We start from the raw sequence: 12,749 nt of genomic DNA, 5'->3' as shown, positions 1-12,749 counted from the left end.
GCGGCCCGGCCCCCCCGACGACGTGCGCGAGCTGGCCGTCGTCGGCGACACCGGCTACGACATGCAGTGCGGCGTCCGGGCCGGGGCCGGCCGGGTCGTGGGCGTCCTGACGGGCGCGCACGACGCGGAACGGCTGCGGGCCGACGGCGCGGACACGGTGCTGGCCTCGGTGGCGGAGCTGCCCGCGCTGCTGCTCGGCTGAGGGTGCGTCAGATCCGGTCGACGAGGTCCGCGATGGAGTCGACGACCCGGGACGGGCGGTACGGGTACCGGTCGATGTCGGCGTCGGAGGTGAGGCCGGTGCGGACCAGGTAGGTGGTCATCCCCGCCTCCAGGCCGGCGAGGACGTCGGTGTCCATCCGGTCGCCGATCATGGCGCTGGTCTCCGAGTGGGCCCCGATCTGGTTCAGGCCCGCCCGCATCATCAGCGGGTTGGGCTTCCCGACGAAGTACGGCTTCTTGCCGGTGGCCGCGGTGATCAGCGCGGCCACCGAGCCGGTGGCCGGGAGGACGCCCTCCAGGCTGGGGCCGGTCGCGTCCGGGTTGGTGCAGATGAAGCGCGCGCCCTCGTTGATCAGGCGGACGGCCTTGGTCATCGCCTCGAAGGAGTACGTCCGGGTCTCGCCGAGGACGACGAAGTCGGGCTGCGAGTCGGTCAGGACGTAGCCGACCGCGTGCAGGGCGGTGGTCAGCCCCGCCTCGCCGACGACGTAGGCGGTGCCGCCCGGGCGCTGGTCGTCGAGGAACTTGGCCGTGGCCAGGGCCGACGTCCAGATGTTCTCCTCGGGGACCTCCAGGCCCATCCGCAGCAGCCGGGCGTGCAGGTCGCGGGCGGTGTAGATGGAGTTGTTGGTGAGCACCAGGAAGGGCTTGCCGGACTCGCGCAGCCGCTTGATGAACGCGTCGGCGCCCGGGATCGGCACCCCCTCGTGGATCAGCACGCCGTCCATGTCGGTGAGCCAGGACTCGATGGGCTTGCGCTCTGCCATGGGGCCGTTTCTCCTGCCGTCGCGGGGTGATCCGGGGCACAGCCTAGCCAGCGGCGGCCCCGCCGCGCCGACTGTGCCACATGGCGGAAGGCGGGCGTCCGGGTGACCCGGGTACCGCCGAAAGGGTGGACTTACGTGCCCCGGGCCGCAGGTGATCGTTTGCGCCGTGACACTCCGTCATATTTCTCCGATGAAGGGATGAATCGTCGGAGGAGACACGATGGCCAGGTGGCGAGCGGGCGCTGTGCTCTGCGTAGCCGTGGCGCTGCTCGGGGCTGCGCCGTCGGCACACGCGGACACGGAGCCCGCCGCCCCCGTGGTGGTCGGCGTGGACACCGGCGCCCTCGCCGTCGAGCCGGGGCTGGCCCGGCCCGGCGGGACGGTGGACCTGCACAGCGTGGCCGACTGCGGCGGGACGGTGCGAGGCACCGTCCGCTCGGCGGCGTTCGGCGCACCCGTCGAGCTGTCGCTGGCCGCGGACGGCGGGCTGTACGGGCAGGCGCTCGTCAGCCCCTCGGCGCTGCCGGGCCCGTACGCGGTGGTGGAGTACTGCCAGGGCACGGTGGTGGCCCGGGGCTCGCTCAACGTCGGGGAGTTGAGCGCCCCGGACACCGGCGGCGGCTGGGCCGCCGCCCGGCCGGGCACGGGGCCCTTGGGCTACGGAGCCGTGGGGCTGACCATCGCCTCGCTGCTCGGCGCCGGCGTCCTGGCCTGGCGGCGGTGGGCCCATGACTGAGCGTCAGCCGCGGCGCCGGCTGCGGCTGCTGCTCGCCGTGCTGTCCGGGGGGCTGCTCGTCGTCGCGGGGCTGGGCCTGGCACCGTCGCACCCGGCCCAGCACCGGCCCCGGCTCTCCCAGGACGCCGCCCCGGCCGGCGCGGTCGCGCCGCTGCCGCGGTCCACCCCGCTGCAACTGGTGATCCCCTCGCTCCGGGTGGACGCGCCGCTGCTCGGCCTGGGCCTGGACACCAGGGGCGCGCCGGAGCTGCCGCCGTTCACCCTGCCGAAGACGGCGGCCTGGCTGCGGGACTCGGCCACCCCGGGGGAGCGCGGGACGGCGGTACTGCTCGGCCACGTGGACACCCGGACCGGCCCGGCGGTCTTCTGGGGCCTGTCCGCGCTCAAGCGCGGGGCAGCGGTCGAGGTCAGCCGGGTGGACGGGCGCACGGCGGTGTTCACCGTGGACCGGACCGCCTCCTACAGCAAGGCGGCCTTCCCCTCGGCAGCGGTCTACGGTCCGGCGGCGGACGCGCAGTTGCGCCTGATCACCTGCGGCGGCGCCTTCGACGCGAGCACGCAGCAGTACCGGGGGAACGTCGTCGTCTACGCCCACCTGACCGGCGTGCGGGGCTGACCGGGGAACCGGGAACGCAGGGGAGCGCTGCGTACCATGTACGCATGGAACGTGCGGCGCGCACCCCGGTGTGGGCACGGCAGACCCGTGGGGGCGGGCGCGGGCCGCAGCCCTCCCTGTCCGTGGACCGGATCGTCGAGTCCGCGGTGGCCCTGGCGGACACCGAGGGCGTGGACGCCGTGTCCATGCGCCGCGTCGCCTCCGAACTGGGTGTCGGCACCATGTCGCTGTACCGCTACGTCGAGACCAAGGACGACCTGCTCGATCTGATGACCGACCAGGTCATGGGCGAGGCGCTGACCACTCCCGACGACCCGGCGCTCGGCTGGCGGTTCCGGCTGCGCGCGCTGGCCCTGCGGTACCGGCAGGTGATGCTGCGTCACCCCTGGGCGGTGCAGATCACCGCGACCCGCCCGCCGCTCGGCCCCAACGTCCTGCGGAACACCGAGCGGCTGCTCGCCACCCTGGACGGACTCGGGCTGACGATCGAGCAGATGTCCGCGCTCAGCGGCACCGTGGTCTCCTACGTCCGCGGCGCGGTCGTCAGCGAGATCGCCGAGGCCGAGGTGGCCCGGCGCACCGGGCAGACCGAGGACGAGTACCGGGCCACCGTCGGCCCCTACCTGATGCAGGTGCTCGCCCAGGGCCGGCACCCGCTGCTGGCCCGCTTCGTCCACGAGGTGGACGACGCGCTCGGACCCGCGGACATGTTCGAGCAGGGGCTGGACTGGGTCCTCGACGGCGTCGGCGACGCGGTCGAGCGGCTGGTTGTCAGCGGCGGACGATAGCGTTCCCCGGGTCGGACGGTATTGCTGCGCTGGAGGTACTGATGTCGGAAACTGCCACCGTGACCGGGGAGTTCGTGCTGCCCGAGTCCTGGCGGGGTGCGCTCGCCGGGGAGGTGGAGCAGGAGTACTTCCAGCAGCTGGCGGCGTTCGTCGCCGCGGAGCGGGCGACGGGCCAGGTCTTCCCGCCGCAGGGCGAGGTCTTCGCCGCGCTCGAGCACACCCCGCTGGAGGACGTGCGGGTGCTGCTGCTCGGGCAGGACCCGTACCACGACGACAACCAGGCGCACGGCATGTGCTTCTCGGTGCGGCGCGGCGTGAAGGTGCCGCCGTCGCTGCGGAACATCTACAAGGAGCTCCGCTCCGACCTGGGGATCGAGCCCCCCGCTCACGGCCACCTGGTGGAGTGGGCGGACCAGGGTGTGCTGCTGCTCAACGCGGTGCTGACGGTCCGCGCCCACGAGGCCGGCTCGCACGCGGGCCGCGGCTGGGAGCGGTTCACCGACGCGGTCATCCGGGCGGTGAACGCGAAGGAGGAGCCGGTGGTGTTCGTGCTGTGGGGCGGCTACGCGAAGAAGAAGCTGCACCTGATCGACACGAGCCGTCATGTCGTCGTGCAGAGCGGCCACCCGTCGCCCCTGTCCGCCCGTCACTTCCTGGGGACGAAGCCGTTCTCCCAGATCAACACTGCGCTGGAGCGGTTCGGCACGAAGCCGATCACCTGGGAGCTCTCCAGCTAGTTGCACCCTGCCCGGGAGGCGCAGTTCCTCGCGCCCCTGAGGGGACTGCATGGTGCTGGTGCACATAAGTGGCGGGCCTGATGGGGTGGTTGGGCACATGGGAGAGGGGGGCGTGCGCTCCTACCGTTCCGGGGAACCACACAGCGACGTGACCCGGGAGCCCCCATGCGCAGCCAGCCTCGCACGCCCTCGTCCAGAACCGTCCTCGGAACGCTCGCGGCGGCTGCCGCACTGACCCTGTCGGCCTGCGCCTCCGCGGGGACGGCAGGGACGGCGAGCGGCGGGGGCGGCGGGTCGGCCGCCGCCGTCAAGGTGGGGGTCCTCTACTCGAAGACGGGCCTGCTCGCCGCCTACGGCAAGCAGTACATCGAGGGCTTCCGCGCCGGGATCGACTACGCCACCCACGGCACGGGCAAGGTCAACGGCCACAGCCTCGACATCACGGAGCAGGACGACACCGGGGACCCGGCCACCGCCGTGTCCGACGCCAAGTCGCTGATCGGCAAGGGGTACAAGATCCTGGCCGGCACCGTGGACTCCGGTGTGGGGCTCCAACTCGCCCCGCTCGCCGCGCAGAACAAGGTGCTCTACATCGCGGGCCCGGCCGCGACCGACGCGCTCACCGGGATCAACGCGTACACCTTCCGCAGCGGACGCGAGAGTTACCAGGACATCGCCACCGCCGGGTCCTTCGTCGGGGACCCGAAGGGCAAGAAGGTCCTGGTCCTCGCGCAGAACAGCGCCTTCGGGCAGGCGAACGTCGCCGCCGTCAAGGAGGTGCTCGGGGCCAAGGGCGCGACCGTCAGTTCGGTCCTCGCGCCGCCGAGCGCCACCGACCTGACGCCGTTCGCGCAGCAGGTGAAGGCCGCGAAGCCGGACCTGGTCTACGTCGCCTGGGCCGGGGCCACCGCCACCGCGCTGTGGACCGCGCTGGACCAGCAGGGCGTGCTGGGCAGTACCAAGGTCGTCACCGGCCTGGCCGGCACCGCCTCGTACCCGGTCTTCGGCGCGGCGGGCAGCAAGGTCGACTTCCTCGCGCACTACTTCCCGGGCGCGGGCGGCGGCAACCCGGTGGAGACCGCGATGCTCGACGGCATCAAGAAGGAGGGCGGCACCCCCGACCTGTTCTCCCCGGACGGCTTCACCGCCGCGCTGATGGTGGTGCACGCGGTCGAGGCGAGCACCGACGACGCCGACGCCATGGTCAAGGCGCTGGACGGCTGGAGCTTCGCGGGTCCCAAGGGCCAGGAGACCATCCGCTCCGGCGACCACGCCCTGCTCCAGCCCATGTTCCAGGCCCAGTTGACCGGCACCGGCAGCGCTCTCGCCCCGAAGCTGACCGCGACCCTGACGGCGGACCAGGTCGCGCCGCCGGTCAAGAAGTGACCGGCGTGGCGCCTGCCGTCCTGCAACTCACCGACGTGGGCTGGTCGGTGGGCGGGGCCGTGATCCTCGACGGGATCGGCCTGGAGGCGCACGAGGGCGAGTTCCTCGCCTTCATCGGCCCCAACGGCGCCGGGAAGACCTCGCTGTTCAACCTGATCAGCGGACTCCTCCCGGTGACCCGGGGCCGGATCGCCCTGGACGGACGGGACCTGACGGACCTTCCGCCCGCGGCCCCCGCCCGGCGCGGGCTCGGGCGGACCTTCCAGACGTCCAGCCTGTGGCCCGCGCTGACCGTCGCCGAGCACGTCCGCCTCGCCGCGCAGGCCGCCCAGGGCGGCTCCTACCGGCTGTGGCGGCGCGCCGGGCGCTACTCCGAGCAGGTCGCCCGGACCCTGGAGCGCACCCACCTCACCCATCGCGCGGACACCCTCGCCGGGGCCCTGTCCCACGGCGAGAAGCGGAAGTTGGAGCTCGCGCTGCTGCTGGTGGGCGAGCCCCGGGTGATGCTGCTGGACGAGCCGATGGCCGGCGTCAGCGCCGACGAGGTGCCGCCGCTGGTCGAACTGATCCGCACCCTGCACCGGGAGGAGGGCCGCACGGTGCTGATGGTCGAGCACCACATGGACGTGCTGCTGGGTCTGGCCGACCGGGTCGCCGTGCTGCACCACGGCACCCTGCTGGCGCTGGACACCCCCGAGGCGGTCATGGCGGACGCGGTGGTCCAGGAGGCCTACCTCGGGGAGGCGCTGTGAACGTGCTGGAGGTCCGCGACCTGCGGGTCGTCATCGAGGGCCGGCACATCCTGCACGGCGTCGACCTCGACGTCGCGGCCGGAGGCGTCACCGCGCTGCTCGGGCGCAACGGCGCGGGCAAGACGACGACCGTGCGCGGCGTCCTCGGCCTGGTGCCGCGCAGCGGCAGCGTCAGGCTGGCCGGGGAGGAGACGACCGGCCTGCCCACGCACCGGCTGGTGCAGCGCGGCATCGGCTACGTCCCCGAGGACCGGGGCGTGTTCGCCGGGCTGAGCGTCGCCGAGAACCTGCGGCTGGCGGAGAGGTCGTCAGATCCCGCCTACGACCTGGTCTTCGAGCTCTTCCCGGAGCTGAAGCAGCGGGCGCGGCAGCAGGCCGGGACGCTGTCCGGGGGCCAGCAGCAGATGGTGGCCATCGCCCGCACCCTGCTCAACGCCAACCGGCTGCTGATCGCCGACGAGCCGACCAAGGGCCTCGCGCCGCGCATCGTCACCGAGGTGGCCGTCGCACTGGAGCGGGCGGCGGAGGCGGTGCCGGTGCTGTTGGTCGAGCAGAACCTGGCGCTGGTACGGCGGTTGGCGACGCACTGCGTCGTGGTCGCCGACGGCCGCACGGTGCGCGGCGGCAGCGCCGAGGACCTGCTGTCGGACGCGGAGGCGGCCCGGGCGCTGCTCGGCGTGGGAACCAGAACGGAGGGACGGCCCTGATGGCGACCGTCGTGCTGCTGACGCTGACCGGGCTCGGGCTCGGCGCGCTGTACTTCCTGGTGGCCTCCGGGCTGTCACTCATCTTCGGCCTGATGGACGTGCTCAACTTCGCCCACGGCGCACTGCTCTCGGTCGGCGCGTACGGGGCCTGGTGGGGCGCCACCCACGGCTTCGGCTTCGTCCCGGCGGTGGTCTTCGGGACCGCGGTCGGCACGGCCGCCGCCGTGCTGCTGGAGCTGGGCGTGATCCGCCCGCTGTACCGCAGGCCGCGGGCGCAGGTGCTGGCGACGGTCGGCGTGGGCCTGGCCGTCCCAGCGCTGCTGTCCGCGGTGTGGGGATCGGACGCCCGTCCGTTCCCCGGCCCGAGGGCACTGGCCGGGACGGTCGGGCTGCTGGGCGCGGAGATCCCGGTCAACCGCTTCGTGCTGATCGGCGCGGCGGTGGCGGTGCTCGCCGCCCTGCGGCTGTTCCTGGGCCGGACCCGGCACGGGCTCGTGGTCCGGGCCGGTGTCGAGGACCGGGCCATGGTGACCGCGCTCGGCATCGACGTGCGCCGGGCGTTCACGCTGGTCTTCGCGATCGGCGGCGCGGCTGCCGCGCTCGCGGGCGCGCTGGCCGGGCTGTACTTCGGCTCGGTGGACCCGGGGCAGGGCTCCTCGCTGCTGATCTTCGCCTTCGTCGTGGTGGTCATGGGCGGCATGGGCTCGGTGACCGGTGCCGCCGTGGCTTCGGTCGCCGTCGGGGTGCTGCAGCAGTTCGCCAACTACTACACCAGCGCCGGACTGGGCGACCTGTCGGTCGTCGTGCTGCTCGCGGTGCTGCTGCTGGTCCGGCCGCAGGGCCGATGGCTGTCGGGGAGGCCGGCATGAGGCACATCGGGCGTCTGAGATCCTTCTGGCCCCTGGCGGTCGTCGCGGTGCTGGCCGTGCTGCCCTACAGCGCGCTGCCGCTGCCGGGACTGCTGGACGGCCCGATCGGCAGCCCGGGCAGCCTGCAACTGCTGGCGCTGTGCCTGCTGTTCGGCGCCCTGGCCACCGGGTACGACTTGCTGCTCGGCCGCACCGGCCTGCTCTCCTTCGGCCACGCGCTCTACTTCGCGGCCGGGAGCTACGCGACCAACCTGATCATGCAGGAGTGGGGGCTGGGCTTCTGGACCTCCGCGCTGCTCGGCCTGGTCTTCGGTACGCTGCTGGCCGCGCTGCTCGGCTCGGTCAGCCTGCGGGTGGGCGGCATCGCCTTCTCCATGGTGACGCTGGCCTTCGCCCAGGCGGGCTCGATCCTGGTCACCCGCGACCCGGGGGGCCTGACGGGCGGTGAGGAGGGCCGCGCGGCAGGCGCGTTGCCCGGGTCGCTGGTCGGCATCCAGCACACGGCAAACCTCTACTGGGTGGCACTGGGCTACCTGGTGCTGACGGTGGTCGTCGTCCAGTGGGCGGTGCGCTCCCCGGCGGGACGGGTGTGGGAGGGCATCAAGGAGAACGAACTGCGGGTGGAGGTACTGGGGCTGCGGCCGTACGGCTTCAAGCTGCTCGCCTTCGTGCTCGCGGGCGCGCTGGCCGCGCTGGGCGGGGTGGTCCACCTGCTGCTGACGGGCGGCTCCACGCCGGGGACCACTACGTCGGACTTCACACTGTCGCTGCTGGTGATGGTGGTTCTGGGCGGCTCGGGCACCCGCTGGGGCCCGTTGATCGGCGGAGTGCTCTACACCTGGGCGCAGCACCGGCTGGCGGACCTCGCGGGCGCGGGTACGATCGCGCACCTGCCGTCCGTGCTGCGGGTGCCGCTGTCCCAACCCCTGGTCCTGCTGGGGGCGTTGTTCGTGGCCGCGGTCTACGCCCTGCCGGGCGGGGTGGCCGGGGTGAGGCTGAGGCTGAGGAGGGGTCAGGCGTGAGCGGGCTGGACGACGGGCGGCAGACGGCGGAGACGCCCGAGGAGCTCAGGATCCCGGTGGCAGGCGGGCAGTTGACGGTCCTGCGGTGGGCGGCGTCGGACCCCGGCGCCCCGGTGGTGCTGGCCCTCCACGGGATCACCGCGAACGCGCTGGCCTGGCTCCCGGTCGCCCGCGCGTTGGCGGGCCGGGCGACGCTCCTGGCTCCGGACCTGCGCGGCCGGGCCGGCAGCGCCGGACTGCCGGGGCCGTACGGGATCGAGCAACACGTGGCCGATGTGGCGGCGGTGGCACAGGAGTTGGCGCTGGCCCCGGTCCGGCTGACCGGCCACTCGATGGGCGCGTTCGTCGCGGCCCGGACCCTGGCCGTGCATCCGCAGCTGGCGGAGTCGGTGCTGCTGATCGACGGCGGTGTCGGCTTCCCGGCGCCGACCCACCTGTCCCCGGACGACCTGCTGACCGCCGTGATCGGCCCGGCGATGACGCGCCTCGCGATGACCTTCGAGAACGCGGACGCGTACCGCGCCTTCTGGCAGGCCCACCCGGCCCTGGGGCCGTGGTGGTCGGCGGACTTGGAGACCTACGTCCAGCGGGACCTGGTGGGGGAGGAGCCCCGGCTCCGGTCCTCGTGCGTTCCGGACGCGATCCGCGCGGACGGGGTGGGGCTGTTCGCGGCGGAGGTACTGGCGGCGGTGCACCGACTCCCGGTGCGGGGGCGGCTGCTGCTGGCGGAGCGGGGTCTGATGAACGAGGGGCAGCCCCTGTTGGACCCGCCCCGGCTGGCCCTCGCGGGGGTGGACACCACCCGTCTGCCGGTGGAGGTCGTGCCGGACACCAACCACTACACGATCCTCTTGACCGAAGCCCCGGCCAAGCACATCGCCGATCTTCTGCTCGCCGACAGTCAGTTGCACCCGTAGGGGCGTGAGACTGCAGACACGTGCGGCTCCGCCGCGTGGGCGTGGGCAACACAGCAGCCACGGAGGTTCGACCTCAGCTGCGAGACGGACCTCCCCGGGTGGTGGGCCGGTCTCGCGCCCCCGCGGCGGAGCCGCACGTGTCTCCGGTCTCGCGCCCCCGCGGGTTCAGGGGGCTGCGACAGCGGCCGCCTTGCGGCGGCGGCGGATCACCTGGGCGATGATCGCGCTGACGGCTGTCGTCGCCGCGCAGGAGATCGCGAAGCTCAGCCAATTCGTGTTGAAGGCATGCTCGTTCAGGTACCCGAGCCCGACGATGTACACCGCCCACACCGTCGCGCTCACCGCGCTCCAGCGCAGGAACCGCCGGGGCGGCTGCTGGGCCGTGCCGACCGCCAGGTCGAGGATCGTGCGGCCGCCGGGGACGAAGCGGGCGATCACCACGGTCCGGGCCCGGCGGGTCCGCACCGAGTCGAGGATCGACTCCGTCGCCGCCGCCGTGCCCGCCTTGCGGGCCAGCAGTCGGCGGGTCCACGCCCGCCCGCGCCGGGCGACGCGCAGCAGGAGCAGGTCTCCGGCGAAGGACGCCGCGGCCACGCCCGCGCCGAGCAGCAGCAGGGGCGTGTGGGTGTCCTCGGCCTCGAGCGTCGCGGCGATGACCATCGTGCCGCTCGGCACGAACGGCAGGAACGCGTCGGACGCCACCGCGAGCAGGGTCAGCAGGAAGAACCAGGAGCCCGCGAACAGCGCCACCAGTTGGCTCATCGCCTGCCCCTACCGATCTTCCTGTGTCCGCGGTGCTTGATCCGTTCAAGCATCCCAACGCTAGCGCCTGCAATGATCACACCGGAAACCGGCCCCCCGTGTCCGGGATCACAGGTTCTCATCCGACTCCGGTGCTTCTCCTAAAGGCCGTGACAGCGTGTTCACCTGCCGGCCGACCGGGCGTCAGATGCCGGGCGCGCAGGGTTCCTAGCGTCGTCGGGGTGAGAGCCACAAGGGGGAGGCGTCCCACGGGGACGCGGCTCGGTCCGGTCCGCCGGCTGCGGATCCAGGCCGGCCTGGCACTGCTGCTGACCGTCGCGCTGCTCGCGGTCTCCTGGGCGTCCTTCGACCGGAGCCGGGCCGCGCTGCACCGGCTCACCGCCGTGTCCGAGCCTCGCGCCGCCCTCGCCGCCGACCTGTACGTGCAGTTGGCCGATCTCGACGCGCAGCACGCCAACGCCCTCGTCTACGGCTACGACCTGCCGCCGCAGCCGGCGACCGCCGCCCGGCAGCCGCAACTGGTGGACGACGGCGTGCTCGCCGCGCTGACCGCGCAGGCGGACCAGCGCCGGCTTGCCGACGACCTGGCCGCGCTGGCCGGCCTCGCCGGCCCGGACGCCGTGCGCGGGCTCAACCTCGCCCTGGACCGCTACGAGGAGGACGGCGGGGTCCAGGACTACGCGCGCGACGCCGCCACCACGGCGCCCCTCGCGGGCAGTCCCGAGCCGCGCGCGCTCACCGCCTACAGCGTGGCCGACGCGCTGCTCCGGCACGACCTGCTGCCGCGGGTCCGGGCCCTGCTCGACGATGCCGACGCCCAGGTGGCCCGGGACCGCGACGCGGCCCACGGGGCCGCCGTCCGGGCGCTGGTCCTGCTGCTCCTCGTCGGAGGCGTGACGCTGGCGCAACTGCTCTGGTGGCAGCGTGACCTGACGGCGCGCTACCGGCGCGTGGTCAACCCGGCGCTGCTCGCGGCCACCGCGGCGGTGCTGGCCTTCGTCCTGGCGGGGTCGCTGGCCCTGTCCGGGGCGGCCGGGGAGATCAGCGCGGCGGTGGACCAGGGCTACACCCCCGCCGCCCGGCTCGCCCAGGCCCGGGTGGCCGCGGCGGACGCGGAGGCGGTGCAGAGCCGCTGGGTGGTCGACCCCGCCTACCGCGCCCTGCTGGCTCCCCAGTTCGCGGCGGCCACGGCCACGGTCGGCCGGCTCGCCGGGGAGGATCCGGCGGCGGCAGGACCGGTAGGCGTCCGCCTGGACGCCTACCGGTCCGCCGACCGGACGCTGCGTCAGATCACCCTCTCCGGCGACCCGGTGGCGGCCAGCCGCCAGCTGACCGGCGTCAGCCGGGGCCAGACCGCCTTCGCCTGCTACGACCTGGCGGTGACCCTGCAGCGCCTGGCCGCGGAGCGCGGCGCGGCCTTCACCGCCCATGCGGACGCGGCGGGAGCGGACCTGTCCGGCTGGACCGTGCTCCCGGCGGCGGTGCTGCTGCCCGTGCTCGTGCTGGTCGGGCTGGGCGCCCGGCCCCGGCTGGCCGAGTACGGCTGACGGGGCCCGCGGGCTCAACCTGCCTGCTGGTAGAGGTAGTCGAGCACGTCCACGGTCTGCGGGACGCCGCCCGACTCGAAGGGCGAGGTGCGGAAGGCGCCGCCGACGACGACGGTGGGCATCTCGTCCACCTGGTACCGGTCGCGCAGCGCAGGTGCGTCCTCGGTCTCCTGCTGGACCTCCGCGGACTCGTAGGCCTGCTGCACCTTCGCGGGGTCGAGGCCCGCGCTGCGCGCCCAGCGGAGCACGGCCGGCTCGGTGGACAGGTCCTGCTGTTCGTCGCGCACGGCGTGGAAGACGGGCAGCGCGTAGCGCTGGGCGACGCCGAGCGCGTCGAGGGTGTAGTAGAGGCGGGCGTAGCCCATCATGTCCGGCCGGTCCGGCCACGCGGCCGGGATCCGACGGACCGTCACCGGCGGGTGCTGCCGGGCGGCCCAGTCGTCGAGGGGCTGCTCGAGCTGCTGGGAGTGCCGGCAGTTGTACCAGAACACCTCGACCACCTCGCGCGGCGCGGCGCCTGCGACGGGCGTCGCCAGCCGGACGTACTCCCGCCCCTCCTGCGGGACGGTCCCGGCGACGGCCGGGAGCGGGCCGAGCCCGAGGACCCCGAGCAGCGCGGCAGGCACCAGGGCGCCCCGGAACAGCTTCGTGATTCGCATGCCAGCACCCCTACCGTGGTCGGACACCGGCGGCCCGCTGACACGACGAGGGGTCGGTCGGATTCCCCCGATCGAGCACACGGCCCCGCCTGCGCCACGCCTGGGGCCCTCCACGACCCGTGGGCCCGGCACCGGCAGGGTGCGCAGCCCGCGCTCGCGCCTTGGGCTGCGCACCCTGCGGTGGTCACGGGACAGCCGTCGGTGCGCCCGACTGCCAAGGCCGGTGGGCGGGCCCCGACGCGCGGTCGTCGATCGAGCGGGG

The 12,749-nt window shown here is 73.9% G+C and carries 14 protein-coding genes and 1 pseudogene (1 of these 15 running past the window's edge); 12 read left to right on the top strand and 3 right to left on the bottom strand.

Features of this window, described 5'->3' with window-relative positions; translation table 11 throughout:
* A pseudogene (locus tag ACFP3V_RS05130) lies at window positions 1–202 on the top strand (phosphonatase-like hydrolase) (it extends 501 nt beyond the left edge of the window).
* Between the two features lie 7 nt (window positions 203–209).
* Here the strand turns inward: ACFP3V_RS05130 and ACFP3V_RS05125 are convergent.
* Window positions 210–989 carry an HAD-IIA family hydrolase gene (locus tag ACFP3V_RS05125; protein ID WP_380580171.1) on the bottom strand — a complete coding sequence of 260 codons (780 nt, stop codon included), beginning with the start codon at window positions 987–989 and terminating at the stop codon, window positions 210–212.
* 220 nt (window positions 990–1,209) lie between these two features.
* Here ACFP3V_RS05125 and ACFP3V_RS05120 point away from each other — a divergent pair, with 220 nt between their 5' ends.
* From ACFP3V_RS05120 to ACFP3V_RS05075, 10 genes are all read left to right on the top strand, one after another.
* Window positions 1,210–1,725 (top strand): hypothetical protein, encoded by a 516-nt coding sequence (locus tag ACFP3V_RS05120; RefSeq protein ID WP_380580169.1) that lies wholly within the window; start codon window positions 1,210–1,212, stop codon window positions 1,723–1,725.
* Window positions 1,718–2,341 (top strand): class F sortase, encoded by a 624-nt coding sequence (locus ACFP3V_RS05115; RefSeq protein WP_380580167.1) that lies wholly within the window; start codon window positions 1,718–1,720, stop codon window positions 2,339–2,341. Before ACFP3V_RS05120 ends, ACFP3V_RS05115 begins: the two co-directional genes overlap by 8 nt.
* Before the next feature lie 44 nt (window positions 2,342–2,385).
* A complete protein-coding gene (locus ACFP3V_RS05110; protein ID WP_380580165.1) occupies window positions 2,386–3,129 on the top strand; it encodes a TetR/AcrR family transcriptional regulator in 744 nt (247 codons plus the stop codon).
* Between the two features lie 59 nt (window positions 3,130–3,188).
* On the top strand, window positions 3,189–3,866 hold the full coding sequence (gene ung / locus ACFP3V_RS05105) for a uracil-DNA glycosylase (protein ID WP_380580254.1): 678 nt from the start codon (window positions 3,189–3,191) through the stop codon (window positions 3,864–3,866).
* A 165-nt stretch (window positions 3,867–4,031) separates the two neighbouring features.
* Window positions 4,032–5,252 carry a substrate-binding domain-containing protein gene (locus ACFP3V_RS05100; protein WP_380580162.1) on the top strand — a complete coding sequence of 407 codons (1,221 nt, stop codon included), beginning with the start codon at window positions 4,032–4,034 and terminating at the stop codon, window positions 5,250–5,252.
* Window positions 5,253–5,257: 5 nt separating this feature from the next.
* Entirely contained in the window at window positions 5,258–6,004 is a 747-nt protein-coding gene (locus ACFP3V_RS05095; protein WP_380580160.1) for an ABC transporter ATP-binding protein, read from the top strand.
* On the top strand, window positions 6,001–6,711 hold the full coding sequence (locus ACFP3V_RS05090) for an ABC transporter ATP-binding protein (RefSeq protein ID WP_380580158.1): 711 nt from the start codon (window positions 6,001–6,003) through the stop codon (window positions 6,709–6,711). Before ACFP3V_RS05095 ends, ACFP3V_RS05090 begins: the two co-directional genes overlap by 4 nt.
* On the top strand, window positions 6,711–7,580 hold the full coding sequence (locus ACFP3V_RS05085; protein WP_380580156.1) for a branched-chain amino acid ABC transporter permease: 870 nt from the start codon (window positions 6,711–6,713) through the stop codon (window positions 7,578–7,580). The genes ACFP3V_RS05090 and ACFP3V_RS05085 overlap by 1 nt, the downstream gene beginning before the upstream one ends.
* The gene (locus tag ACFP3V_RS05080) at window positions 7,577–8,602 is read left to right on the top strand and encodes a branched-chain amino acid ABC transporter permease (RefSeq protein ID WP_380580154.1); all 1,026 of its coding nucleotides are present in this window, start codon (window positions 7,577–7,579) and stop codon (window positions 8,600–8,602) included. Before ACFP3V_RS05085 ends, ACFP3V_RS05080 begins: the two co-directional genes overlap by 4 nt.
* Window positions 8,599–9,519, top strand: coding sequence for an alpha/beta fold hydrolase (locus ACFP3V_RS05075; protein WP_380580152.1), 921 nt, complete (start codon window positions 8,599–8,601; stop codon window positions 9,517–9,519). Before ACFP3V_RS05080 ends, ACFP3V_RS05075 begins: the two co-directional genes overlap by 4 nt.
* Window positions 9,520–9,684: 165 nt before the next feature.
* Here ACFP3V_RS05075 and ACFP3V_RS05070 read toward each other — a convergent pair whose 3' ends face one another.
* Complete coding sequence (locus ACFP3V_RS05070; protein WP_380580150.1) at window positions 9,685–10,281, bottom strand: DedA family protein; 597 nt, start codon at window positions 10,279–10,281, stop codon at window positions 9,685–9,687.
* 221 nt (window positions 10,282–10,502) lie between these two features.
* Here ACFP3V_RS05070 and ACFP3V_RS05065 point away from each other — a divergent pair, with 221 nt between their 5' ends.
* Complete coding sequence (locus tag ACFP3V_RS05065; protein ID WP_380580148.1) at window positions 10,503–11,828, top strand: hypothetical protein; 1,326 nt, start codon at window positions 10,503–10,505, stop codon at window positions 11,826–11,828.
* Between the two features lie 14 nt (window positions 11,829–11,842).
* Here the strand turns inward: ACFP3V_RS05065 and ACFP3V_RS05060 are convergent, their stop codons facing one another.
* Window positions 11,843–12,487, bottom strand: coding sequence for a thiol:disulfide interchange protein DsbA/DsbL (locus ACFP3V_RS05060; protein WP_380580147.1), 645 nt, complete (start codon window positions 12,485–12,487; stop codon window positions 11,843–11,845).
* Window positions 12,488–12,749: the final 262 nt, after the last annotated feature.

Origin of the sequence: Streptacidiphilus monticola (assembly GCF_042658505.1) — a bacterium.
Classification (GTDB): domain Bacteria; phylum Actinomycetota; class Actinomycetes; order Streptomycetales; family Streptomycetaceae; genus Streptacidiphilus; species Streptacidiphilus monticola.
Note: the sequence above shows the minus strand (reverse complement) of the source record. Positions and strands in the feature narration are given on the sequence as shown.

Coding starts and splice junctions, on each gene's coding strand:
- ACFP3V_RS05110 (WP_380580165.1), top strand. CDS start 2,386: ATGGAACGTGCGGCGCGCACCCCGGTGTGGGCACGGCAGACCCGTGGG.
- ACFP3V_RS05120 (WP_380580169.1), top strand. CDS start 1,210: ATGGCCAGGTGGCGAGCGGGCGCTGTGCTCTGCGTAGCCGTGGCGCTG.
- ACFP3V_RS05070 (WP_380580150.1), bottom strand. CDS start 10,281: ATGAGCCAACTGGTGGCGCTGTTCGCGGGCTCCTGGTTCTTCCTGCTG.
- ACFP3V_RS05115 (WP_380580167.1), top strand. CDS start 1,718: ATGACTGAGCGTCAGCCGCGGCGCCGGCTGCGGCTGCTGCTCGCCGTG.
- ACFP3V_RS05085 (WP_380580156.1), top strand. CDS start 6,711: ATGGCGACCGTCGTGCTGCTGACGCTGACCGGGCTCGGGCTCGGCGCG.
- ACFP3V_RS05080 (WP_380580154.1), top strand. CDS start 7,577: ATGAGGCACATCGGGCGTCTGAGATCCTTCTGGCCCCTGGCGGTCGTC.
- ACFP3V_RS05100 (WP_380580162.1), top strand. CDS start 4,032: ATGCGCAGCCAGCCTCGCACGCCCTCGTCCAGAACCGTCCTCGGAACG.
- ACFP3V_RS05125 (WP_380580171.1), bottom strand. CDS start 989: ATGGCAGAGCGCAAGCCCATCGAGTCCTGGCTCACCGACATGGACGGC.
- ACFP3V_RS05060 (WP_380580147.1), bottom strand. CDS start 12,487: ATGCGAATCACGAAGCTGTTCCGGGGCGCCCTGGTGCCTGCCGCGCTG.